This is a genomic window from Mycobacterium cajalii (assembly GCF_045809005.2).
Taxonomy (GTDB): Bacteria; Actinomycetota; Actinomycetes; order Mycobacteriales; family Mycobacteriaceae; genus Mycobacterium.
This window is the reverse complement of sequence record NZ_CM141436.1, coordinates 296252-319759: the sequence shown is the minus strand read 5'-3', so window position 1 is coordinate 319759 and position 23508 is coordinate 296252. Positions and strand designations below refer to the sequence as shown.

At 71.1% G+C, this 23508-nt stretch carries 25 protein-coding genes and 1 pseudogene; 6 read left to right on the top strand and 20 right to left on the bottom strand.

Annotated elements, in window-relative coordinates:
• Positions 1-225: 225 nt before the first annotated feature.
• Positions 226-1911, bottom strand: a complete 1686-nt coding sequence (gene fadD5, locus ACJ512_RS01600; protein WP_407684885.1) for a fatty-acid--CoA ligase FadD5 — start codon at positions 1909-1911, stop codon at positions 226-228.
• Positions 1912-2039: 128 nt separating this feature from the next.
• Here fadD5 and ACJ512_RS01595 point away from each other — a divergent pair, with 128 nt between their 5' ends.
• On the top strand, positions 2040-2732 hold the full coding sequence (locus tag ACJ512_RS01595) for a GntR family transcriptional regulator (protein ID WP_407684886.1): 693 nt from the start codon (positions 2040-2042) through the stop codon (positions 2730-2732).
• A 21-nt stretch (positions 2733-2753) separates the two neighbouring features.
• Here the strand turns inward: ACJ512_RS01595 and ACJ512_RS01590 are convergent, their stop codons facing one another.
• From ACJ512_RS01590 to ACJ512_RS01530, 13 genes and pseudogenes are all read right to left on the bottom strand, one after another.
• Positions 2754-3191: an SRPBCC family protein gene (locus ACJ512_RS01590; protein ID WP_407684887.1), complete on the bottom strand. Its 438-nt coding sequence runs from the start codon at positions 3189-3191 to the stop codon at positions 2754-2756.
• Between the two features lie 13 nt (positions 3192-3204).
• Positions 3205-3657 carry an acyl-CoA thioesterase gene (locus ACJ512_RS01585; protein WP_407684888.1) on the bottom strand — a complete coding sequence of 151 codons (453 nt, stop codon included), beginning with the start codon at positions 3655-3657 and terminating at the stop codon, positions 3205-3207.
• A 160-nt stretch (positions 3658-3817) separates the two neighbouring features.
• The gene (locus tag ACJ512_RS01580) at positions 3818-4129 is read right to left on the bottom strand and encodes an enolase C-terminal domain-like protein (protein WP_461479940.1); all 312 of its coding nucleotides are present in this window, start codon (positions 4127-4129) and stop codon (positions 3818-3820) included.
• Positions 4130-4296: 167 nt separating this feature from the next.
• Positions 4297-4500: pseudogene (locus ACJ512_RS01575) on the bottom strand (hypothetical protein); the annotation flags it as partial.
• Positions 4501-4654: 154 nt separating this feature from the next.
• On the bottom strand, positions 4655-5617 hold the full coding sequence (locus ACJ512_RS01570; RefSeq protein ID WP_407684889.1) for an alpha/beta hydrolase: 963 nt from the start codon (positions 5615-5617) through the stop codon (positions 4655-4657).
• 93 nt (positions 5618-5710) lie between these two features.
• Positions 5711-6418 carry an SDR family NAD(P)-dependent oxidoreductase gene (locus tag ACJ512_RS01565; protein WP_407684998.1) on the bottom strand — a complete coding sequence of 236 codons (708 nt, stop codon included), beginning with the start codon at positions 6416-6418 and terminating at the stop codon, positions 5711-5713.
• Positions 6419-6447: 29 nt separating this feature from the next.
• Positions 6448-7215 (bottom strand): HpcH/HpaI aldolase family protein, encoded by a 768-nt coding sequence (locus ACJ512_RS01560; protein WP_407684890.1) that lies wholly within the window; start codon positions 7213-7215, stop codon positions 6448-6450.
• Positions 7212-8180 (bottom strand): zinc-binding dehydrogenase, encoded by a 969-nt coding sequence (locus tag ACJ512_RS01555; protein ID WP_407684891.1) that lies wholly within the window; start codon positions 8178-8180, stop codon positions 7212-7214. The genes ACJ512_RS01560 and ACJ512_RS01555 overlap by 4 nt, the downstream gene beginning before the upstream one ends.
• 1 nt (position 8181) lies before the next feature.
• Complete coding sequence (locus ACJ512_RS01550; RefSeq protein ID WP_407684892.1) at positions 8182-9402, bottom strand: cytochrome P450; 1221 nt, start codon at positions 9400-9402, stop codon at positions 8182-8184.
• Positions 9402-10106, bottom strand: coding sequence for an NIPSNAP family protein (locus ACJ512_RS01545; protein WP_407684893.1), 705 nt, complete (start codon positions 10104-10106; stop codon positions 9402-9404). The genes ACJ512_RS01550 and ACJ512_RS01545 overlap by 1 nt, the downstream gene beginning before the upstream one ends.
• Complete coding sequence (locus ACJ512_RS01540) at positions 10103-10633, bottom strand: hypothetical protein (protein WP_407684894.1); 531 nt, start codon at positions 10631-10633, stop codon at positions 10103-10105. Before ACJ512_RS01540 ends, ACJ512_RS01545 begins: the two co-directional genes overlap by 4 nt.
• Before the next feature lie 119 nt (positions 10634-10752).
• Positions 10753-11922: a CaiB/BaiF CoA transferase family protein gene (locus tag ACJ512_RS01535; protein ID WP_407684895.1), complete on the bottom strand. Its 1170-nt coding sequence runs from the start codon at positions 11920-11922 to the stop codon at positions 10753-10755.
• 81 nt (positions 11923-12003) lie between these two features.
• Positions 12004-12717, bottom strand: coding sequence for a hypothetical protein (locus ACJ512_RS01530; protein ID WP_407684896.1), 714 nt, complete (start codon positions 12715-12717; stop codon positions 12004-12006).
• A 311-nt stretch (positions 12718-13028) separates the two neighbouring features.
• Here ACJ512_RS01530 and ACJ512_RS01525 point away from each other — a divergent pair, with 311 nt between their 5' ends.
• Positions 13029-13706, top strand: a complete 678-nt coding sequence (locus ACJ512_RS01525; protein WP_407684897.1) for a DUF427 domain-containing protein — start codon at positions 13029-13031, stop codon at positions 13704-13706.
• 71 nt (positions 13707-13777) lie between these two features.
• Here the strand turns inward: ACJ512_RS01525 and ACJ512_RS01520 are convergent, their stop codons facing one another.
• Genes ACJ512_RS01520 through ACJ512_RS01510 form a run of 3 tightly spaced genes read right to left on the bottom strand, consistent with a single transcriptional unit; the run spans position 13778 to position 16748 of the window.
• Positions 13778-14926, bottom strand: coding sequence for an acyl-CoA dehydrogenase family protein (locus tag ACJ512_RS01520; protein WP_407684898.1), 1149 nt, complete (start codon positions 14924-14926; stop codon positions 13778-13780).
• A complete protein-coding gene (locus ACJ512_RS01515) occupies positions 14926-15846 on the bottom strand; it encodes an LLM class F420-dependent oxidoreductase (protein WP_407684899.1) in 921 nt (306 codons plus the stop codon). The genes ACJ512_RS01520 and ACJ512_RS01515 overlap by 1 nt, the downstream gene beginning before the upstream one ends.
• An 11-nt stretch (positions 15847-15857) precedes the next feature.
• Positions 15858-16748 carry an acyl-CoA thioesterase gene (locus ACJ512_RS01510; RefSeq protein ID WP_407684900.1) on the bottom strand — a complete coding sequence of 297 codons (891 nt, stop codon included), beginning with the start codon at positions 16746-16748 and terminating at the stop codon, positions 15858-15860.
• A gap of 172 nt (positions 16749-16920) precedes the next feature.
• Here ACJ512_RS01510 and ACJ512_RS01505 point away from each other — a divergent pair, with 172 nt between their 5' ends.
• The 3 genes from ACJ512_RS01505 to ACJ512_RS01495 are packed head-to-tail and all read left to right on the top strand — an operon-like array spanning position 16921 to position 19127.
• Positions 16921-17736 (top strand): SMP-30/gluconolactonase/LRE family protein, encoded by an 816-nt coding sequence (locus ACJ512_RS01505; protein ID WP_407684901.1) that lies wholly within the window; start codon positions 16921-16923, stop codon positions 17734-17736.
• Positions 17737-17752: 16 nt separating this feature from the next.
• Positions 17753-18577, top strand: coding sequence for a thioesterase family protein (locus ACJ512_RS01500; RefSeq protein ID WP_407684902.1), 825 nt, complete (start codon positions 17753-17755; stop codon positions 18575-18577).
• Between the two features lie 10 nt (positions 18578-18587).
• On the top strand, positions 18588-19127 hold the full coding sequence (locus ACJ512_RS01495) for a TetR/AcrR family transcriptional regulator (RefSeq protein ID WP_407684903.1): 540 nt from the start codon (positions 18588-18590) through the stop codon (positions 19125-19127).
• A 94-nt stretch (positions 19128-19221) separates the two neighbouring features.
• Here ACJ512_RS01495 and ACJ512_RS01490 read toward each other — a convergent pair whose 3' ends face one another.
• The 3 genes from ACJ512_RS01490 to ACJ512_RS01480 are packed head-to-tail and all read right to left on the bottom strand — an operon-like array spanning position 19222 to position 22447.
• Positions 19222-20562 (bottom strand): FAD-binding oxidoreductase, encoded by a 1341-nt coding sequence (locus ACJ512_RS01490; protein WP_407684904.1) that lies wholly within the window; start codon positions 20560-20562, stop codon positions 19222-19224.
• A 25-nt stretch (positions 20563-20587) separates the two neighbouring features.
• A complete protein-coding gene (locus ACJ512_RS01485; RefSeq protein ID WP_407684905.1) occupies positions 20588-21328 on the bottom strand; it encodes a glucose 1-dehydrogenase in 741 nt (246 codons plus the stop codon).
• Between the two features lie 18 nt (positions 21329-21346).
• Positions 21347-22447 carry an NAD(P)H-dependent amine dehydrogenase family protein gene (locus ACJ512_RS01480; RefSeq protein WP_407684906.1) on the bottom strand — a complete coding sequence of 367 codons (1101 nt, stop codon included), beginning with the start codon at positions 22445-22447 and terminating at the stop codon, positions 21347-21349.
• A gap of 114 nt (positions 22448-22561) precedes the next feature.
• Here ACJ512_RS01480 and ACJ512_RS01475 point away from each other — a divergent pair, with 114 nt between their 5' ends.
• A complete protein-coding gene (locus ACJ512_RS01475; RefSeq protein WP_407684907.1) occupies positions 22562-23461 on the top strand; it encodes an alpha/beta hydrolase in 900 nt (299 codons plus the stop codon).
• The last annotated feature ends 47 nt before the right edge of the window (positions 23462-23508 follow it).

Below are 23508 nucleotides of genomic sequence, written 5' to 3'. Positions count from 1 at the left end.
GGTTCGTCGAAGTTGACGTCACCACGAGACCCTCACGCCGGTCCCGCCTGCCCGGCGAGACCCCCGCGGATCGTGTCGCACGCCCCCTCCTCGCCCAGACTCCACGTGTGTGACCATCGGCTATCTACTCGCCAGTAGTAACCGGGACCACAGGAATGTACCCGATGGCCATGCACGTGTGAACCGCATCTGCACAATTAACCCTTCGTCAACAGTGGGCAAACGTTACAGTTTCCGCCAATCCCCCTCTTCACTGATGGAATCCGTTGTTGTGGAACGCATTCGAGATGTCTCCAGGGTTCCGTAGCGAACCCGCAGTTCGGTCTTGAGCACCTTGCCGGCGGGATTGCGCGGCAAGGCGTCGACGATTTCGAGCGCCTTGGGATGCTTGTAGCGCGCCAGCCGTTCGGTCAGGAACTCGTCGAGCTCGTCGAGCCGCAGATGCTCACCGGTGACGGCAACGACCGCGATCGGCACCTCGCCCCACTTGTCGTGGGCGCGCCCGATCACGGCGACCTCGACGATGCGCTCGTGGCCGGCCAGGACGTTCTCGACCTCGGCGCAGTAGATGTTCTCGCCGCCGGAGATGATCATGTCCTTCTTGCGGTCGACGACCCAGACGTAGCCGTCGGCGTCCATGCGGACGAGGTCCCCGGAATGAAACCAGCCGCCGGCGAACGCCTCGGCCGTGGCCTCCGGGTTGTTCCAGTAGCCGCTCATCAGCGTGGGCGCCCGGTAGACGATCTCGCCGACCTCACCGACCGGCACGTCGTTCATGTTCTCGTCGACGACGCGGGCGGCGACCGTCGGGATCACCTTGCCGACCGAGCCGCGCTTGCGGATCGCGTCCTCGCCCAGCAGCATGCACGTCACCGGCGACATCTCGGTCTGGCCGAACGCGGCCAGGATCTGGGCCCCCGGGAAGGTCGCCGACATCTCCCGCAGCAGCGCGTCCGGCGCCGGCGCGGCGCCCCACGAGATCACCCGCAGTTTCAGGTCGCGGGGCCGCGCCCGCTGCTCGGCGCACACGGCCTGCCACTGCGCCGGGACCAGGAAGATGCCGGTGACCCGCTCGGCCTCCAGCACGTCGAGCAGCTGCCCGGGCTCGAAGGCGCCGAGCGGGTAGATCACCGTCGGTGTGCCCAGCAGCATCCCGGTCAGCATGTTGCCGATTCCGGCGATGTGGAAGAACGGGACGCCGATGAAGCCGACGTCGTCGTTGATGCTGGCGCCCATGGTGTAGAGGCCGGTCATCGTCTGGCCGGTCAGGTTGGCATGCGTCAGCACGGCGCCCTTCGGGCGGCCGGTGGTGCCGGAGGTGTACATGATCAGCGCGGGCGTCTCGTTCGGGACGTCCACCGGCGGGTGGGCGTCACCGGTCTCGCCGACGAGGTCCTCGTAGCCCAGCACCCCGTTGTCGGCGGAACCCTCGGCCGGGCCGCCCGCGACGACGACCGTCGCCAGCAGGGGCTGGATGTCACGAACCCCGGTGGCCACCGGGGCCAGCACCGACTCGGTGATGACGACCCGCGCCTCGCAGTCCTCGACGAGGAGGGCGATCTCGGACGGGGTGAGTCGGAAGTTCAGCGGGACGGCGATGGCGCCGAGCATGTTGGCCGCCAGCACCGCCTCGACGAATTCGGTGCGGTTGAGCATCAGGATCATGACCCGGTCGCCGAAGCCGACGCCGCGACGGCTCAGCGCGCCGGCCAGCGCCGAGACGCGGCGGTGCAGTTCGTCCCACGTCACCGTCCTGCCGAGGAACCGCAGCGCGGTCGCGTTCGGCTGCATCAGCGCGTGCCGCTCGAGTTGGTTGACCCAGTTCTGCCTGCGGGCCCGGTAGGGCTGTTCGTGCGCCCGATCGTGGGCCTGTGCGGCCTGTGTCCGGTGGCCGGCCAATTGCGCGGTCAACTCAACGCCTTCCCCTCACTCGCGCACCGCTTGCGCCAGTTTGATATTTGATTAAACATGGTGTTGTGTAGGTCACACTATGGCCTCGAAGGTCCCGTGACAAGTCCCTGAAAGCCCTGGCAGCCCCCGTGAACGCACCGATATCGGCCCGGCCGAGGAGACGGCGGCCGCTGCGCCGGGCGCAGCTGTCCGACGAGGTGGCGGGCCATCTGCGGGCGGCGATCATGTCGGGGAAGCTGCGCCCGGGTACGTTCATCCGCCTCGACGAGACCGCGGCCGAGCTCGGGGTCAGCGTCACCCCGGTGCGGGAGGCGCTGCTCAAGCTGCGCGGCGAGGGCATGGTGCAGCTGGAGCCGCACCGCGGCCATGTCGTCCTGCCGCTGACCCGCCAGGACATCCAGGACATCTTCTGGCTGCAGGAGACGATCGCCAAGCAACTGGCGGCGGCGGCCACCGCCCACATCACCGACGCCCAGATCGATGAGCTCGAGCGCACCAACGACGCCCTGTCGACGGCCGTGGGATCCGCCGACGCCGAGACCATCGCCGACATCGAGTTCGCGTTTCACCGGGTCTTCAACCAGGCCGGCGGCCGGATCAAGCTGGCCTGGTTCCTGTTGAACGCCGCGCGCTACATGCCGGTGCTGGTGTACGCGGGCGACCCGGACTGGGGCGCGGCCGCGGTGGACAACCACCGCCGGCTGATCGCCGCGCTGCGCCGCCGCGACGCCGCCGCCGTCACCGAGCACACGGTCTGGCAGTTCACCGACGCGGCGCAGCGGCTGACCGAGATGCTGGAGCGCGCCGGGATCTTCGACTGACCCGGCGTTCGCCGTGGCCGCTCACCCGGCGAGTTGTTCGGCGCGCTGCTTGAGGTTGTCGGCGAGGTGGTCGAGGACCTGGTTGAGCAGCTGCTTGACCATGGGCGCGGGGATCGGCATCGAGGTCTCGACGTCCATGTCCACCGTCAGCAGGCTCGACGCCCCGGTCTCCACCACGCTGAACAGCTGCTCCTGCTTGGAGAACAGGTCACCCTGCTGCAGCACGGTCTGGATCTGGTTGTCCCCCGGGTAGTAGACGGCCTGGATGAAGGTGCTCTCCATGCCCTGCACCTCGGTGTCGAGACGCAGCTGGCTGGGGCGCCCGTCGTCGTAGCGGGCGAGCACCCACAGGCCCCGGATCCCCTCGTTCCACTCCGGATACCGCTCGAAATCGCCGACGATGCCCATGATCGCCGCGGCGGCGGCGCTGACTTCGACGGTCTTGCTCAGAACTGGCATGGGCGAAGCATATCTATTGGCCCACACGGGCCGTCGAGAGCAGCGCGCGGATCGGGTCGGGGATCGGCACCGGTTTGCGGGTGTCCCGGTCGACGTAGACGTGCACCCAGTGGCCCAGCGCGGTGATCGGCTGCCCCTCTCCCCTCCGGAACACGCCCAGCCGGTACGTGGCGCTGCTGTTGCCGAGCCGCGTCACCGCCACGCCCACCACGAGGCTGTCCGGGAAGGCCAGCTCGGACAGGTAGCGGCAGCCCGACTCGGCGACGATGCCCAGCGCGGGCGTGGTGAGCGGGTCGAGGCCGGTGGTGGTGTTGATCCAGGCGTTGATCGCGGTGTCGAAAAGCTGGTAGTAGACCGCGTTGTTGAGGTGGCCGAACATGTCGTTGTCGGCCCACCGGGTGCCGACCGGCCACAACACCGGGAAGTCGTCGCTGGTGAGAGCATCCGGTGCGGACGGAATAGCCATGGGTGTATTCCAGCACGCCTACCTCGGGTGCAGGGGCGCGACCGGTTCGGCCTGCGACTCGCCGAGTCGGTGGGCGTCGATGTAGTCCCACACGATCTGGTAGCCGGGGCCGAGGGCACGTCGACGTATCCGTCGGGGCCGAGCGGGTCGCAGGGCGCCTTCAGGTAGGGGGCGTGGTGTCGTAGCGCACCCCCGGGCCGAGCAGGCCGCGCTCGTAGTATTCGCACACGTCCTCGCTGGTGGCGCCCAGCACCTGCAGGTTGCCGAAGCCGCTCATGTGGATCTCGCAGCGGATGCCGAAGGCCTCACACATCCCGGCCACCTTCATCACCCCGGTGATGCCTCCGCGCAGGACGTCGATGCGGCTGATGTCGGACGCGCGCCGGCCGATCCATTCCGCCCGTGTGTAGATCCCGCCCTCGGCGATCTCCGTTGAGCAGAGCGGGATTTCGAGGTCGCGGGCCAGCCGCACGTAGGAGTCGACCCGGTGCTCGGGTCCAACATCAGCACCATCTCGTCGCCGACCGCGGCCCGCACGACCCGGCTGCTGGCGTAGGCCTTGACCCGCGCGCGGGCGCCGCCCAGCAGCTTGCGCACGGGCAGCCCGGTCACCCGGCCGGCCAGGTCCCACAGGGCCAGATCGATCACGCTGCAGACATTTTCGGGAAGCTTCGCCGCCCAGAGTTGCCGCCAGATCTCGGCCCGGTCGAGCGGATCCTGCCCCGCCAGCAGGGGTCCCAGGAACTGGGTGATCAGCGCCCGGTCCCCGGCGAGCAGGCCGTCCTGGTCGCCGTGGAAGTGGCCGCCGAAGTAGTGGCCCTGCGCGCCGTCGTCGGTGCGCACCGTGGTCACGGTCTGCACCACGCGGCGGTCGGTGAGCAACTGGCCGAACGCGATTCAGTCGACGAACGTCTCGAACGGCACCACGTCCACGCCGGTGATCTTCATGACCGCCGATTGTGGCGCCGGCCGCGCGGCCGGGGTAGAGGCTTAGGTCCTAGGCGGGTGTCGGGCGGCCGGGGCCGGGGGCGCCGTGCAGCGCGGTGGACAACGAGTGGCCCTGCAGGGCGAACAGCAGCTCGGACACCACCCAGTCGGGCAGCAGCGAGTCGAAGCCGTGGCAGGTGCGCGGGAACACGTGCAGCTCGGCCGAGACCCCGGCGCGCAGCAGCGCCAGCGCGTAGTCGACGGCCTCGTCGCGGAACGGGTCGATCTCGGCGCACGTGATCAATGCCGGAGCCAGACCGCTGAATTCGGCCCGCCGGGCGGGCACGGCGGCCGCCGGTCCGGCGGCCGGGCCCAGGTAGTGGCGCCACATCAGTTCGGCGGCCTCGCCGTCGAAGGCCGGGCTGGTGATGAACTCGGCTTTGGAGGCCGTCGGCCGGTCGTCCAGCACGGGCTGGTGCAGCAGCTGGAACTCGACCGCCGGCAGCGACCCGTCGGCCGCGCCGTGCGCCAGGCAGGCGGCCAGGGTGGCCCCGGCGCTGCTGCCGGCGACCGCCAGCCGCGCCGGGTCGACGCCGAGTTCGAACGCGTCGCGGGCCACCCAGCGCAGCACCGCGGTCGCGTCGTCGAGCGCGGCCGGATAGGGGTGCTCGGGGGCCAGCCGGTAGTCCACCGACACCACCGTGCAGCTGGCGCGGCGGGTGAGCTCCAGGCACTGGCGGTGGTCGGTGTCCAGGTTCCCCAGCGCGAACCCGCCGGCGTGGCAGTAGACGACCGCCGGTGCAGGCGCCGGGCCGCCGCGGTAGATCCGCACCGGCACCGGCCCGGTTTCCGCCGGCACCTCGTCGTCGACGACGTCGACGTCCCGCGCGTCGGTCAGCTCGGCCGCCAGGAGCCGCCGCTGGTTGAACGGCTCACGGATGAGTTCGATTGCGGCGGCGGAGAAATCGGTACGCGTGGTGGCGACGGCGCGCAGCGCGGGGTCGAGCCGTTCGATGCCGTCGAGCTCACTCATGGGCCGACCAGCTGAAGTCGGCGGGTTCGAATCTGCGGGTCATCCCCCAGAAGCTACGCGCCGGCGCCGACGATGCCCACCGACAGCCCTGGCTCATCGGATCTGCAGGCATTGCCCGCCGTCGACGACGAGCTCGGAGCCGGTGATGAACGCCGCCGCGTCGGAGACCAGAAAAGCGACGGCGTCGGCGATCTCGGTGGGGCGGCCGAGCCGGCCGAACATCGCCGTCGCGGCCAGCCGGGTCTGGGTGGCCGCGTCGAGCATCGGTGTCGAGATCGGCCCGGGGAACACGGCGTTGACCCGGACGCCGGCCGGGCCCAGCTCGGCAGCGGCGGTCTGGGTCAGCCCGCGCAGCGCCCACTTGGCCGAACCGTAGGCGGTGTGTTGCGGGAACGGGCGGATCGCGCCCGTGCTGCAGATGTTGACGACGGACGGTTGTGGCGCCTCGCGCAGCCGCGGCAGGGCGGCCCGGATCCCCAGGAATGCCCCCAGACAGTTGACGCGCCAGGAGTTTTCGAACCCCTCGGGGGTTTCCTCCTCGAGCGAGGCCCGGTGCAGCACGCCGGCGTTGTTGACCAGGGTGCTCAGCGCGCCGAAGCGCTCGACGACGCGGTCGACGGCGGCCCGCCACTGCGCCGGCGAGGTGACGTCGAGTTCGAGCGCGAGCACCGCGTCGTCGCCGAGTTCCTCGACTGCCGTGCCGAGTTCGCCGATGCGCCGGTCACAGGCGGCCACCGAGAACCCCTCGGCGCGCAGGCGTTTGGTGATGGCCCAGCCCTGCCCGCCGGCGGCGCCGGTCACCAGGGCCACCGGGTGGTTCGTGTCGTCGCTCACCTTCCCTCGACCTCCCGGGCCTCCCGGAGATACTCCGCCGCACCCCTGCGCAGGGCCTGCGATTCGGCGGTCAGCGTGATCATCTGGAATCCCAGCTCTGCCATGGCCCGCCCGGCCTTGCCGTCCCCGGCGTGGATCCCGGTGACCAGGCCGGCGTCCGTGGCGGCGCGGTGCGTGCGCACGATCGCGTCGAGCACCTCCGGATGCCGGGTGGCCCCGACCGGGTCGGCGCCCAGGGAGATCGCCAGATCGGCCGGGCCGACGTAGATTCCGGTGAGGCCGTCGACGGCGCAGATCCGGTCGAGGTCGGACAGCGCCGCGGCGGTCTCGATCATCGCGAACACGCTCGCCCGCGACTCGTGGGCCCTGGGGTCGAGGCCCAGGCCGGCGCGCAGCGGGCCGAAGCTGCGCACTCCGGCCGGCGGATAGCGGGTGGCGGCCACCGCCGCCGCGGCCTGCTCGGCCGACTCGATCATTGCGATGACGACGGCGTCGGCGCCGGCGTCCAGCACGCGGCCGATCGGCGCGGCGCCGGCGTCGGGCAGCCGCACCACCGTGCCGATCGGCACCTGTTCGACGTCGCGCAGCGCGCCGGCGATGTCGGCGTCGTCGAGGTAACCGTGTTGCGCGTCGAATCCCACGTAATCGTAGCCGGCGCGGGCGAATTCGACCGGACCGAGCCACGTCGGGCCGGTGAGCCAGCCGCCCCAGACCGGGCCGCCGCGGCGCAGCGCCCGTTGCAGGTTGCTGTCCGGCATGCTCATTCCGCGATCGCGATCTTGACGCGCGCCGGGTCGGGACGGCAGGCCAGGTCGAACGCGGCCTGGACGTCGTCGACGCCGAAGGTGTGGGTGAGATACGCCCCGAGCAGCCCGGGGTGGTCGGCGGCGAACTTGCCGGCCAGTTCCAGCATCCGCCGCCGGTCCAGTGTGACACCGGATTTCAGCGTCAGGTTGTTGCGCAGCATGGTGCGCATGCTGATCGGGTAGGCGTCGTCGTCGGCGACGCCGAAATAGAACACCGTGCCGCCCATCGCCGCGGCGGCGATGGCGTGGTTCAGGGTGGCCACCTGGTGTCCGACGGCCTCGATGACCACGTCGGCGCGATCACCGGCGGCCAGCCGGCCGGCCCATCGGTCGCTGGTGGCGCGCACCGCGTCGTCGACCCCGAATTCCGTTGCGACGCGGCGCCGGTCGACCGGGTCGACGCCGGTGACGCGCCGCGCCCCGGCGGCCTTGGCGACGTAGGAGAACAGCAGTCCGATCGAGCCCTGGCCGATGACCGCGACGTGGCGGCCGGCCAGGTCCGGCAGTTGTTCGCAGGCGTAGAGCACGCAGGCCAGCGGTTGCAGCCCGACGGCCTGCGCGGGGGTGAGAGAAGGGTCGTAGGGCGCCAGCCCGTCGCCGTCGCTGATCACGCGCTCCATCATGCCGTCGAACCCGGAGGCCCAGCCCACCACGCGGTCACCGGCCCGGTGGTCGCGGTGGCGGCTGGCGATCACCTCGCCGGCCACCTCGTGGATCGGGAAGCCGTCCTTCTCCGCCGCGCCCGGCCCGTCGTCGCCGGGCACCCGGCCCCGCACCCCGCGGAACGCCGGCAGGTCGCTGCCGCAGACACCGGCGGCCAGAAACCGCAGCAGCACTTGGCCGTCCGCCAGGTCTTCGGGTGTCTTGCCGGGGATCGACATCCGCTCGAAGGCGTAGGGGGCCACGATCCGGTAGGACCACACGTCAGACCTCCACCGGGATCTTGTTCCATCCCCATTGGAAGCTGGACGGCAGCCGGGTGGCGTCCTCGTCGCGGATGGCGTAGTCGGGCACCCGGCGCAGCCATTCGGTCAGCAGCACGTCGATTTCCAGCCTGGCCAGGTGGTAGCCGACGCAGAAGTGCTGTCCGCGGCCGAAGGCCAGGGAACGCTGGACGGGCCGGTTCCAGACGAACTCGTCGGGGTCGGGGTACTCCCGTTCGTCGCGGGCGGCCGAGGCCAGCAGCGTGATGACGCGCTGGCCCGGCTCGAGCGTCCGGCCGTGCAGGCCGAAGGGCTTGCGCACCGTGCGCGCGAACCACTGGGCGGGCGCGCAGAACCGGATCATCTCCTCGCGCACGAGGGGGACGTTGGTGGCCGGATCGGCGCGCACGGCGGCCAGTTGGTCGGGCCGCCGGCGCAGCTCCCACAGTCCGTGGGCGACGATCTTGGGCACCGTTTCGGTCCCGCCGATGAAGATGCACAGCATCTGGGTCGCGACCTCGACGTCGGACAGGGCGCTGGCGTCCGGCAGCCGGTAGCCGAGCAGGCCGTCGACGACGGGCAGCGCGCCCGTCGAGCGCCCGGCCCGGCGGGCCGCGACAACCGGCACCAGGAACTCCAGGTAGTTGGGCCGCGCCTCGGCGGTGTCCACCCCGACGCCGGGCTCGGTAAGGCTGCCGGCGTTGACCGCGGCCAGCACCTGCGGCGCGAGATCGGTTGGGATGCCCAGCAAGTCGCATACCATTGACGCCGCGACGATGCCGCCGTAGTCCTGGGTCAGGTCGAACGAGCCCTGCGGCAGCAGCAGGTCGAGCCGTTCGTCGGCCAGCGCGCGGATCCGGTCCGCCAGCCCGGCGACGGGCCTGGGGCGCAACGGCTGTGAGTGCGCGCGGCGGATCTCGCCGTACAGGCCGGCGTCGAACACCGCGTGAAACGGCAACGGGTGCAGCGGCGGATCCGCGACCGGCCCGGTGTTGTGTTCGGCCAGCACCGACGCCGCGGGCAGCGTGCCCTCCGAGGCGACGAAGGTCCCGTCGTTGACCTCCAGCACCCGCCAGATGTCCTCGAAGCGGGACAGGGCGTAGGTGTCCCACCGTGGCATGTAGTACACCGGGTGCTCGTCGCGCAGGATCCTGTAGTACGGCAACGGGTTTGCCATCACCGCGGCGTCGAAGGGGTCGTAGGCGAAAGCGGGTCGTCGCATCACTGCAGCGGCGAGGGCGGTAGGGCCTGCAGGATCGAGTCCTCCCAGCCGTCGCGCAGCGCCGGCGCCAGGCTCATCCAGGTGACGATCTCGGCCGGTGGGCTCTCCTTCCAGGAGGGGTAGTGGTTGGCGAAGCACTCCCAGCCTCCGTCCAGCGCCCAGTAGTGGATCACCTCGTTGTAGCGGAAGGTGGTGGTGAACGAGCCCAGCCAGCGCTTGCCGGTGCGCTCCGACCACGGCACGTAGAGCCGTTCCAGCTCGCGGATGTAGTCGTCCTGCCGTCCCGGTTTGGTCTGCATGATCTCCTGAATCACCAGCGGCGCGGTGAATCCGGCGTCGCGGAGCTGGGCCAGCGTCTTGTTGCTGGGGCCCGGGTACATGATCCGGCCCTCGCCCGAGGCCCCGGTGCCGGCCAGGAACGCCGACCACTCGGTCGCCGCGGCCTCGTGGCTGCCGCCGCGCGCCTGGGCGGCCCCGATCCGGGAGTAGTCGGCGAACCCATCGATCTCCCAGATGATCGTCACCTGCGGCCAGTGGCCGTTGTAGGGGGTGGTTTCCCAGAGCGCGAACAGCCGGGCCCCCAGCTCCTGCATCAGCGGCTGGTAGGTGTCCGTGAAGACCTCGGTGAAACCGTCGCCGCGCCCGGAGCCCAGGGCGATGGTCTCGTGCAGGTAGAGCAGCGTGTGGCCGTGGTACTTCTTCATCGCTCCGGCCGAACCAGCAGGGGCTCGGTGGGACCGACCGCCTCACAAGGGATTCCGGCGGCCAGCAGGGCATGGCCCTTGAACGCCCGGGCCGCCGCGCTGAGCACGTGCTGGGCCCGGCTCATCGCCCGGTCCACGTTCAGCGGCCACCCGTCACCCCACAGCGCGACCTCGGTCAGCCCGCCGTCCAGGGACGCCAGCACCCGGTCCCGCACGAGCGGGTCGGCGCGGAACGCCGCGGCGCTGACGGCCAGGCCCTGATCGGCGATCTCGGTCTCGTACCACCCGGACCGGCAATCCGACACCCGGGCGCCGAGGATCCGCAGTGCGCGGGCGTCGCAGCTGTGCGGCAGCCGCACGGTCACCTCCCATCCGGCCATCACGCGGTCGTAGAGCCAGCCCCCGGCCGATTGGACGACGTCGGCGGCGCCGGCCGCGACGACGTCGAGCCGGTAGCGCAGCGAGGCCGTGGTCCGCGCGGGGGTGACCCGGCCGCTCGCGCGGACGTCGAACATTGAAGTGACCATCAATCCATTCCTCACCGCCGCACGCCGGGAGGGGTTGACGTGTCGGCGCTTGCGTTGGGACGCGACTCACCCGACAGCGTGACACTTTGGCGCAAATTTGTAAAGGTCCGCCGGGCCGGTCACGACCCGCGGCGCGCCTCGAGTTCGGCGAGGATCTCGTCGGTGTGCTGGCCCAGTTCCGGTGCGCCAGAACGCGGTGCCCACGGCGTGCCGTGGAAGTCCGCCGGCGTGGCCACCATCGCCACGCCGGCCGCGCCGTCGGGCACATCGACGATGCCGCCGGCGGCGTGGAACTGCTCGTCGGCGACGACGTCCTCGAGCGTGTTGACCGGTGACCAGAAGAAGTCCGGTTCGGCGGCGAAGGCCTGGGCCCATTCGTCGAGCGGGCGGGTCGCGAAGATCTCGTCGAGCGCGGCGATCAGCGGCACCGCGTTGTGGGCGCGGGCGCGGGCGTCCTCGAATCGCGGGTCGGTCAACCACTCCGGGCGGCCCACGGCGCGGCACAGCGCGGGCCAATGCCGGTCGGCCTCGAGGCCGACGATCCAGAACCGGCGCCCGTCGGCGGCCGTGTAGTTGTTCATGCACGGGTTGCCCATCGATTCGCGCTGCCCGATGGCGATCTGCTGGCCGGTCAACAGGTAGGTGTTCAGGTCGAAGCTCACGGTGTAGGCGCCCTGCCGGTACAGGGACGTGCTCACCAGTTGGCCGGTCCCGGTGCGTTCGCGGGCGATCAGGGCCGCGCAGATGGCCGCGGTCAGGGTCATGCCGGCCGAGTGGTCGCCCATGCCGCCCCGCTGGAACGGCGGCGTGTCGCCGGGCCGGGTGAGCAGGTGCGCCAGGCCGGCGCGGGACCAGAACGCGGCCACGTCGTAGGCGGCGCGGTCGGCGTCGGGCCCGGTCTCGCCGTAGCCGGTGATCAGGCCGTAGACCAGCCGGGGGTTGCGGGCCGACACCGACTCGTAGTCCAGGCCCAGCCGCTGCAGCGCAGCGGGGCGCACGTTGGTCACGAAAACGTCGGCGCCGCCGAGCAACTCGAAGGCGGTGTCGCGGCCCGCCCCGGTGGTCAGGTCCAGCACGATGCTGCGCTTGGAGCGGTTGTCCATCTCGAACGGCGGGTTGACCCCGAGGTCGCAGCCCAGCATCCGGCCGAACATGCGGCCCGGGTCGCCGGCCGGCGGCTCGATCTTGACGACGTCGGCGCCCCAGTCGGCCAGGATGGCCCCGGCGGCCGGGCCGGCCACCCAGACCCCGAGCTCGACGACTTTGATGCCCTCCACCGGTCCCGCCATGGGTAAGTTCCTACTCCGCGGTGCCGGTGGGTGCCGGTGGCGGGTCCCCGGCGACACGTATCGAGGGCCCGCCGCGCCGTCTCAGGAGACCGGTACCTGGGGCGCGTTCGCGGCCACCGGGATTACGCCCGGCGCCGCCGGGCTCGGTGCCACGGGGTTCGGCGCCACGGGGTTCGGCGCCACGGGGTTTGGCGCCACGGGGTTCAGCCCCGGCGCCTGCAGCGGGCTCGGCGCCGCGGGGCTCAGCCCCGGAACCTGCAGCGGGTTCGGCGCCGCGGGGCTCAGCCCCGGCAGCTGCAGCGGGCCTCCGGGCGCCCCGCCGGCCCCCGGGATCTGGAACGGCAGCGGCATACCCGAATTGCCGCCCAAACCCTGTAGCGCGGAGGGCATCTGCCCGTTGGCCAGTGACGTCATGACACCCGGGCATTCCGCCTGTATCGCCATGCTGGCGACGGCCCCGACCATTTCCGGCGGCAGGCCCGGCTTGCCCGACAGCTGCGACGCGATCGTCGCCAGTTGCGCCCCGGGCTGCACCAACATCGGGCACAGCGACTGCCCGAACCCGGCGAGGGTGTCGTTGAGGGAACCGCCGCCCGTGCCGGCGCCGCCTAGCACGCTGGTGATGGGGTCGGAGGGCGGGTCGGCGTGCGCGGGCGCCAGCGACATCGCCCCGGCAGCGACGACGCCCGCCGTCACCGCGAGCGGCCGCAGCGCCGCGGATGCGGCCGGGCGGACCCCGGAGGCGCGGCGCACCAGCTGCTCGACCCAGGGCGGATACATCATCAGTGCGGTCATGCGTCGCTCCTCAGCGGTCTTGGAAAGTGCATCAGCGCCAACCCATTTCACTTTGGTAACAGTGATCGCCTTACGTCACGTTTACAACACGATGAGGTCAAGGTTTGTGATCTGCGCGTTTCCTTACCGTTGTCACAACGGCGCCCGTGCGACACTGCGCGGTTTGCTACTGGCCCGTCCGACCGCCGGTATGGCATGAGTGGCCACTACGGGCGGCACGGCCCGGCTTCGCCAGGACCCGCGACCGAGGCCCCGGATTGTGGTTTTAATAAGGGATATCCGCCGAAACTCTCATTCCCCCAAGGAGCGCTATGACCCTGGTCGCCGGACGTGGCCCGCTCAGCAGCGACCCGGCCGGGCGGTTTTGGCCCCCACTGCCCGGTGAGGTGGTCTACGTCGAGCCGCACCCGCGGCGGGTGCAGGCCTTGCGCGCCGGCCGCCCGGTGCTCGACACCGAACGGGCGCTGCTGGTGCACCGCCGGGGCCACCCGCTCAGCTACGTCTTCCCGGTCGATGAGGTGGCCGCGCTACCGACCGAGCCCGAGCCGGCGGCGCCGGGCTTCGTCCACGTCCCGTGGGACGCGGTCGACACCTGGCTCGAGGAGGGCCGCGAACTCGTGCACTACCCGCCGAACCCGTACCACCGGGTGGACTGCCGCCCGACGAGACGCCGCCTGCGCGTCGCGGTCGACGGCGCCGTGCTGGTGGACACCGACGACACGGTGATCGTGTTCGAGACGGCGCTCGCGCCACGGCTCTACGTCGATCCCACCCTGGTCGACACCGCTGCGCTGCGGCGCTCGCAGACGTCGAGCTACTGCAACTACAAAGGCTTTGCGACCTACTGGACCGCCGTCGTGGGCGGGCGGGTCGTCGACGACATCGCCTGGAGCTACCCGGACCCGCCCCCGGAAAGCCTGCCCATCAAGGGCTTCCTCAGCTTCGACGAGACGCGCGTCGGGCTGCTGGCCGAGCTGCCGGCCACCTAGCCTAGCCGCGAAAGTGCAACCGGCGACGCATATCCCAAGTGCCGCCGTCGGCAGTAGCACTCTCGCGGGCGTCACGAGTAGCGGGGACGCCCGAGTCCCAGCGCGTGCTGGGCGATCATGTTGCGGAACACCTCGAGGGTGCCGCCGTAGATGCCCAGCGGCAGTGACAGCCGGAAAAGGTGTTCGGCCGTACCGTCACTCGCGGCGCCCGTTGCCTCGGTGGGCAACGCCGACGCCGGCCCCAGCATGTCCATCAGGTCCGGGGCGATGTCGCGCATCGTCTGCGCGATCGCGACGCGGCCGAACATCCCGGGCGTGGACAGCGCGGCCTCCATGCGCGCGATGTCGCGCCCCAGCCGGTATCTCACCGAATCGTCGTCGCACCGCGCCACCAGCCCCGCCACGGTGTCGACCACCTCGGCCATGATGTCGCCGTGCGCCGACATCGCCGCGACGTACTGCAGGCCGTGGTCTTCCCGGTCGACGATGCCGTGCTCGGAGTCCAGCGCCGCGCGCATCACGGTCCAGCCGGCGTTGACCTCGCCGATGCGGCAGAGGTCGTCGACGCGTACGTCGCTGTAGTAGACGATGTTGGTGCGGTCGCCGTCGACGGTCCGCAGGGGCTGGATCTCGATGCCCGCCGAGTCCAATGGCACCAGGAACATGGTCAGGTTCTTGTGCTTGGGGCCCTGCGGGTCGGTGTTGGTCAGCAGGAAGACGTAGCGGGCGTTCTGCGCGTTGGAAGTGAACATCTTGGCGCCGTTGATGACCCAGCCGGCACCGTCGCGCACCGCCCGCGTCTTGCAGGCGGCGACGTCGGAGCCGCCCTCGGGCTCGGTGTAGCCCAGGCACAGCCGGATCTCGCCGGAGAGCACTCCCGGCAACACCTTGTCGATGAGCTCCGGCGCGCCGAATTGCTGCACCAGCCGCGCGACGACGGACGTCGTGCCCCAGTGGTACCACGGTGTGTGGGCCCGGGCGATCTCCAGCTGAAAGATCCGGCGGCGGACCGGGCTGAACCCGCCCTCGGACTCGAGCCGCCAGTCCGCGGCCAGGTAGCCGGCTTTGCCCAGCGCCAGGTGGACTCGCTCGTCGAAGTTCTCGCCGAACTCCAGCTGTCGATGAAGCACCGCGTCGGTGACGTGCTTGGCGATGAAGGCACGCAACTCGTCGAGGAACACCTGGTCGTCGGCCGACAGCTCGACCCGGGAGAAGTCCATCAGCGCGCTTCGATGACGAGTTTCCCGAAGCGCTCGATGCTTTCCAGCAGGTGCGCCAGGCTGTCGCCCGGCAGACCGACCTGCACCCAGGTCACCCCGAGTGCGGCCAGCTTGTGCAGTCCGGAAAGGTATGCGCGGGAGTCGAATTCGTCGCTTCCGGGGCTGCCACCCTCGAAGTTGGTGAAGGTGATTTCCAACGCCGAGAAGTCCCGGTCCGCCTTGTCGCAGCGCCGGCGCAGGTCCTCGATTCCCGCGGCGAGGCGCTCCTGGGAGTCGAGCGGAGCGGTGCCTGCCGTCTGCGCCAGCATCCCGGGCGCGGCGAACGGGCACCAGCCGTCGCCGTATTGCGCGACGCGCCGGCGGGCGGACGCGGTGTTGCCGCCGATCCAGATCGGCGGGTGCGGCCGGCTGACCGGGCGAGGGTGCGCGGTGATGCCCCGCGCAGTGAAATGCTTTCCCTCGAACGACAAGTCGTCGGTGGTCCATGCGGCGCGGATCACCTGCAACGCCTCCTCGAACAGCTCGGCACGCTCGTCGTAGTCCACGCCGAGGGCCGCGAACTCCCGCTTGAGGTAGCCCACGCCGACCGCCAAAGTGAACCGGCCGTTGGAAAGCAGATCCAGCGTCGCGCCGGACTTGGCCACCACGAACGGGTTTCGGTACGGCAACACCACGATGTTGGGGATCAACCGCAGCGTCGTCGTCCTGGCCGCCGCGAAACCCAGTGCGACAAAAGGATCCAGCGCATCATGGCCGCCCGCCTCCAGCCAACGCTGCGACGGGGCGGGGTGGTCGGTGAAGCCGAACCCGTGGAACCCGGCCGCCTCGGCGGCCGCCGCCACGGTCGCGATGCCCTCCCCCGTCGCCAGTTCCGGGTTGTAGGGATGGGTGTGCATCGGGTGGGTGAAGGCGAAGCGCATCGGTCCGCCCGTCAGAACCGGGAGCGCGAGTCGATCGAGGTGTCGCTGGTGCGCAGCGGCCGGATCAGGGCCTCCTGGGCGAACGAGGCCAGCAGCTCGCCCTCTTGCGTGTGCACGGTGCCGCGCACGTACGACATTCCCGCGCCCACCTGGGTGCTCTCGTGGGTGTAGAGCAGCCAGCCGTCCCAGCGCACCGGCTCGTGGAAGGCGACCGAGATGCTCATCGGGGCGGTGGACACCGTCAGGTGCGCCTGGCTGGTGCCGATGCCCGGGTGCGCGCGCATGGTGGTCGAAATGCCCAGGTGCCCGGTGAAGTACGCGACCAGCGCCTTGGCCAGGTCGTCGCGGGTGGGGATGGGGTCGTAGCGCAGCCACGCATACAGTTCGGGCGGACCGACCTCGTCGGGGCTGTTGACGTCGACGACGTCGACCAGCCGCAGCTCCCGCCCGACCATCGGCATCTCGGACACATGCGAATCGGCCGGGGCGGCCACGTCCGGCCGCGGCAGGTGGTGGCGGATGACGTCGGCGGTGGGCACGTCGGCCAGCACCGTGATGCTCAGGCAGCGCCGGCCGTTCTGGTGCACGGCGACGACCGCGGTGGCGGTGGATCGGCCCTCGGACACGACGTCGATGACGAATTCGACCGGCGGGCCGACGGTGACGGCGCGGGAGAACACCGCGTGCGCCGAGCGCACCGACTTGTCCGGGAATCGTTTGGCCACCGCGACGATCGCCTGGGCAAGCACCTGCGTGCCCTCCACGACCTGCCGTTCGTCGCCGCCGGCGATCCCGGTGTCACCGAAGAATCGGTCCTGCCCGTCGGCCCGCACGTCGAACAGGTCCAGCAGGCCCTGCACCGTCCACTCGGCCTGCCCGGATTCCTCGGAGACCTTACTCAAGTCCGCTCCATCTCTCGCGCTGCCAGCTCACGGCTCAGCGTGACACTTTGCGTAAGATTTGTAAAGCTTGGCTAACGACCGCGCGGGAGCGGTGGCGCGCGGACTCGCCCACATTGACACCGGCACCCGCGGTGCATGACACTTTCTCGGTGGTTTGTAAAGACGCGAGCCGATGATCCCGGAGCCCCTGGCCAACGGGTTCTGCTTCGGCGAAGGCCCGCGCTGGTTCGAGGGCCTGCTGTGGTTCTCCGACATGCTGGGCGAGGCCGTGCACACCGCAACGATGGCCGGTTCGGTGACCACGCTGCCCCTGCCCGGCCGCTGCCCCTCGGGGCTGGGCTTCCGCCCGGACGGGTCGCTGCTGATCGTCTCGGCCGAGGACCGGCAGGTGCTGCGCTACGACGGCGACACCGTGACACCCGTCGCCGACCTCGCCGCCCTGGCACCGGCCAACCTCGGTGACATGGTCGTCGACGCCGACGGGCGCGCCTACATCGGATCCCAGGCGCCCCACGGCGGCGTCATCATCCGGCTCGACCCCGACGACACCGCGACCGTCGTCGCCGGAGACCTCGACTTCCCCAACGGCATGGTGATCACGCCGGGCCGGGAGCTCGTCGTCGCCGAGTCGACGGGCCGGCGGCTGACCGCGTTCGGCATCGGCGACGACGGCTCCCTGACCGGCCGCCGCGTCTTCGCCGACGGCCTCGACGGCCCGCCCGACGGCATCGCGCTGGACGCCGAGGGCGGGGTGTGGACGGCGATGACGCTGGCCCACCAGTTCGAGCGCGTCATCGAGGGCGGCGAGGTGACCGACCGCATCGACATGGGCGACCGCGTCGCGATCGCCTGCGCGCTGGGCGGGCCCCGGCGCCGCACGCTGTTCCTGCTGTCCAGCACCGACGCCTACCCTGAGCGACTGCGGGGTACCCGGCTGTCCCGCCTGGACGCCGTGACGGTCGAGACGCCCGGCGCCGGCCTGCCGTGACATCCGAGAGGCGCACATGACCGACTCCTACTACGAGCTGATGGACGACGCGGACGCCCACGGCGAGAGGTTCCGGGCCACCGACCTGACGCGCGGCACCTGGTCGGCGGCCATCCAGCACGGCGGGCCGGTCTCGGCGCTGCTGGTCCGGGCCATGGAGCGGTGCGAACACCGCGACGACACCCGGCTGAGCCGGGTTGTGATCGACCTGCTGGGCGGGGTGCCGGCCGACGGTGACCTGTGGGTCGGCGCGCAACTGCGGCGCGGCGGCAAGCAGATCGAGCTCGTCGGCGCCGAGATGCTGGCGCCGGGCCCCGACGGCGAACCCCGCCCGGTCGCGCGCGCCACCGGGTGGCGGTTCCAGCGGCAGGACACGACGGCCGTGGCGCACGCCGCGGCTCCCCCGCCGCGCCCGCGGTCCGAGGCCCGCGACCGCAACCTCAAGGCCAAGGACTGGGACCGCAACTACGTACACAGCCTGGACTGGCTGTGGCTGACCGAACCGATGAGCGGGGGCCCGGGCGAATCCTGGATCCGCCCGGAAGTGGACCTCGTCCAGGGCGAGACCATGTCGCCGCTGGAGCGGCTGTTCGCGGTGGCCGACTGCGCCAACGGCATCGGCAGCAAGCTGAACATCCGCAAGTGGACGTTCCTGAACACCGATCTGGCCGTGCACGTGTTCCGCATCCCCGAGGGCGAGTGGATCGGCATCCGCGCCGAGACCAGCTACGGCCCCGACGGCGTCGGGACGACGATCGGGACGCTGTTCGACGAGCGGGGCGCGGTCGGCGCCATCCAGCAATGCGTGCTGGTGCGCCGCCGTCCCGGCGCAACTTCGTAGAGTTTGAGATATGAGCCAGCCGGCGTCGGTCACGGACACCGACACCTCGACGCGCCAGCGGATCCTGGCAGCCACCGCCGAGGTGCTGGGCCGTAACGGCAAGACCAAGCTCAGCCTGTCCGAGGTCGCCGCCCAGGCCGGGGTGTCACGTCCGACGCTGTACCGCTGGTTCGCCTCCAAAGAGGAACTGCTGTCGGCGTTTTCGCGCTACGAGCGCCAGACCTTCGAGAGCGGCCTGGTGCGGGCCACCGCCGGGCTCAAGGGCGTCGACAAGCTCGACGCGGTGCTGCGCTTCATCGTCGAGTACCAGCATTCGTACTCGGGGGTGCGCATGGTCGACGTCGAACCCGAGCACACCATCGCCCAGTTCGCCACCGCGATCCCGGAGATGCGCGAGGGCCTGCAGCGACACCTGCCCGGGCCCAACGCCGCGGTGAAGGCGGCGACCGTGATCCGCATCGCCATCTCGCACTACATCGTGCGCAGCGACGACGCCGACCAGTTCCTGGCGCAGTTGCGCCACGCCGTCGGCATCAAGCCGCAAGGCTGACCCCCGGCCCCCCGGTCCCCCTCGAGCGTGCGTGTTTGCACGCTGACACGCCGTGTTGGGCGTACAACTGCGCACGCTCGCGGACCGAGATCGGTCAGTCGAAGAGCACCGCGGCGTTGAGGTAGCCGGTCGGGTCCAGCGCGGCCTTGACCGCGCGCATCGCGGCGATGTCGGCGGGTTCGCGCGACATGCCCAGGTAGGGGCGCTTGCGGCTGCCGACGCCGTGCTCGGAGCTGACGTTGCCGCCGCACGCGGCGATCAGGTCCATCATCGGGCCGTACACCGCCTGCTCCCGCTCGACCGGGCAGCGCAGCACGTTGAGGTGCAGGTTGCCCTCGCCGACGTGGCCGAACAGCAGCGGCAGCGCGTCGGGCGCGAGCGCACCCAGCAGCGCGGTCGCGTCGCGGGCGAACCCGGCGATCGCCGACAGCGGCAGGGACACGTCGAACTTCAGCGGCGGCCCGTACACGCCGAGCACGTCGGCGAGCGATTCGCGGACCTGCCACAACCGTTGCTGCGCAACGGCATCCACCCCGACCGCGGGCTCCCCGCACAGTTGCGCACCGTCGAGCAGGTCGGCCAGCCGGTCGGTCTGGTCGTGGTCGGCGGCCAGCTCCACCAGCAGCATCCAGTCGCCGTCCACCGGCGCCGCCACCCCGAGGTGCTCGCGGACCAGCGCGCCCGCCCGGCCGTCGATCAGCTCCAGCGCCGCGATCCCGTCGACGTCGCGGAACGTGCGGCCCGCCTCGACGAGCGCGTCCAGGTCGGCGAACGCGCAGACGGCGGTCACCCGGTGCGACGGGGCGGGATGCAGCCGCAGGTCCAGCGAGGTGATGACGCCGAGGGTGCCCTCGGCGCCGACGAACAGCGCCGGCAGGTCGTAGCCGGTGTTGTCGCTGCGCACCAGGCTGTGCCGGCGCAGCAGCGAACCGTCGGGCAGCGCGACCTGCAGGCCGAGCACCTGCTCGCCCATGTTGCCGTAGCGCACCGTGCGCAGGCCGCCGGCGTTGGTCGAGGCCATGCCGCCGACGGTGGCCGTGTCCCGGGCGGCCAGGTCCACCCCGAACAGCAGGCCCGCCGCGGCGGCGGCGTGCTGGACGGCGGCCAGCGTGGCCCCGGCGCCGGCCTCGACGCGGCGCTCGACGGTGTCGACATCGCCGAGGGCACTCAGCCGCTCGGTGGACAGCAGCACGTCGTCGTGCTCGGGCACGGTGCCGGCCACCAGGGAGGTGCGGCCGCCCTGCACGGTGACGTGGGCCCCGGCGTCGCGGCACACCCGCAGCACCGCGGCGACCTCCTCCGCCGAGCCCGGCCGCACCAGCGCGCCGGCCCGCCCCCGGTAGCGGCCGGTGTGGTCGACGGCGCGGCCGGCCAGGACGTCGGGATCGGTGACGACGTGGCTCGCTCCGACCACGGTCTCCAGCGCGCGCAGCATGCTCGCGGTTATAGCACCGCCGCGCTCAGAACTCCTTGTGCGGCACGTCGGTCACCAGGCCGCCGTCCATGACGAACTCGCTGCCCGTCGCGTAGGACGACTCGTCGCTGGCCAGGAACAGCACGAACGTGGATACCTCTCGCACCTCGCCGGGGCGGCCCAGCGGGATGGTCACCAGGTCCTCGGGCAGGTTCGCGGTCATCGGAGTGCGGATGAAGCCGGGATGCACGGAGTTCACCCGGATGTTCAGCGGCGCCAGCTCCAGAGCCGCCGACTTGGCCAGGCCACGCACCGCCCACTTCGACGCGACGTACGGGTGCACCGCCGGAGCCCCGCGCAGGCCCTCGATCGAGGACACGTTGATGATCGAGCCGCCCCCGGCCGCGGTCATCGGCTCGACGGCCGCCCGCATGCCCAGGAAGGTGCCGGTCAGGTTGACGTCGATCACCTTCTGCCACTTGCCCAGGTCGAAGTTCTTCAGCTGCCCCAGCGCGACGATGCCGGCGTTGTTGACCAGCACGTTGAGCTTGCCGAACTCGCCGGTGGCGGTCGCGACCGCGGCGTCCCACTGGTCGGGCTGGGTGACGTCGAGGTGGACGTAGCGGGCCGCGTCGCCGATCGTCTCGGCCAGCGCCTTGCCCTCCTCGTCGAGGATGTCGCCGATCACCACCTTGGCGCCCTCGGCCGCGAGCAGGCGCGCGTGTTCGGCGCCCATCCCGCGGGCGCCACCGCTGATGAGCGCTACTTTTCCGTCAACCCGTCCCACTGCTGGGCTCCCTTCGGTTTAGGTGGCCACCAGCCCGGTGAGCGCATAGAGGCCTTTTCCTGTGATGAACGGCAGGTCGAGCGTGGTCCGGATGCCCGGCGGCGCCGCGATCACCGCCGGGATGGCGTTGACGACCCGGCCGGCCGCGCCGGCGATCGCGGCGTGGTTGTGGTCGCCCTTGCGGCTGCTCGGCACGATGTCCACGGCGTAGGACGGCTCGCCGGTGATCTCGACGCGGTAGGAGCCGTCGCCGGAGGCGGGCCGGGGCAGGTCGGGCCGCAGGTCGGGCCGCAACCGGGTGATGTGCTCGATGACGATGGCGGGGTGGCCCTCGACCATGCCGCGGATCTCGAACTGCAGCACGGCCAGCGTGCCCTTGGCGACGTGGCCGACCGCGATGTCGAAGTCCTCGGGTGCGGGCTCGCGCTGGTAGGACTCGGCGATCTCGTCGACCTCGATGCCCAGCCCGGCCGCCAGCTGCCGGATCGCGGTGCCCCAGGCGATGCTGAGCACGCCCGGTTGCAGCAGCATCGGGATCTCGTCGAGCGGGCGGCCGAAGCCCATGTAGTGCATCACTTCCGCGCCGTCGTAGCTGGCGTAGTCGTGGATCTCCATGCAGCGCACCTGCTCGATGCGCCGGCAGGTCCCGGCCAGGGCCAGCGGAATCAGGTCGTTGGCGAACCCCGGGTCGACCCCGCTGATGAAGATGCTCGAATTGCCTTGCCGGGCAGCGTCTTCGACGCGCGCAATGTACTTGTCGGGCATCACGCCCCACGGGTACTGCAGCAGCCCCGGCGACGACCCGACGACGTTGACCCCGGCGGCCAGGATGCGCATGACGTCGGCCATCGCGTCCGGCAACCGGGTGTCGCCCATCGCGCAGTAGACGACACACTCGGGCCCGGTGGCCAGCACGGCGTCCAGGTCGGAGACGGCCGTGACGCCGGTGACGACCTCGTCGTCCAGCGCGACCCCGCACAGCGCGCCGGCGTCCTTGCCCACCTTCTCCGGCGACGAGACGCACAGCCCGGTCAACTCGAACTGCGGGTTGGTGATCAGTTCGGCCAGGGCCAGCCGGCCGACATTCCCGGTCCCGACGTGGGCGACGCGGATCGCCATGAGCGGCCTCCGTCCTGAGGTGAACGTTGGAAAGCGTTTCTAGACACTAGTCCATTATTTTTGAATGGCCTACCACGGCCGGTGCCGGCGCCGGCGCGCAGAAGGGAGACCGCGATGACGCAACGCGAGGACGTCTGGTTCGATTCCGGCGGCGACCGGATCAGCGCGTGGCTCTACCGGCCCGCCACCGGCGGCCCCGCGCCGCTGCTGGTGATGGCACACGGCCTGGGGGCGGTGCGCACCATGCGGCTGGACGCCTACGCCGAACGGTTCAGCGCGGCCGGCTACGCCTGCCTGGTGTTCGACTACCGCAACTTCGGCGACAGCGAGGGGCGGCCCCGCCAGGTGCTCGACGTCGACATGCAGCTTGCGGACTGGGCGGCGGCCGTCGCCTACGCCCGCACCCTCGACGGCATCGACCATGATCGGATTGCGTTGTGGGGCACCTCGTTCGGCGGCGGGCACGTGATCGCCTCGGCGGCCCGCCTGCCGGGCATCGCCGCCGCCGTGGCGCAGTGCCCCTTCACCGACGGCCTGGCCTCGGCGCGCACGATCGCCAACCCGCTGGCCACCGCGCGCATCTTCGCGCTCGCGGTGCGCGACGTCGTGGCGAGCCGGCTGGGCAGGCCACCGGTCATGGTCGCCACGGCGGGCCGCCCCGGCGAGGCTGCGCTGCTGAACACGCCCGACGCCTACGACGGGTACCTGCGACTGGTGCCCGACGGCGCGCGGCTGACCAACGCGGTGGCCGCCCGGATCGCGTTGCAGGTCATGACCTACCGGCCGGGGCGCTCCGCGGCGAAGATCGCCTGCCCGATCCTGTTCTGCGTCTGCGAGTTCGACTCGGTGGCGCCCGCGGGTCCCACGCTGCGCTATGCGGCCAGGGCCCCGCGCGGTGAGATCAAGTCCTACCCCGAGGGCCATTTCGACATCTACGTCGGCGCCGCGTTCGAGCGCGTCGTCGCCGACCAGATCGCGTTCCTCGACGAGCACCTGAAGGCGGCGCGCGATTAGCCGCCGCGAACTCTGTGCAAACGGCCGTTTTTGCGGCGACCCGACCC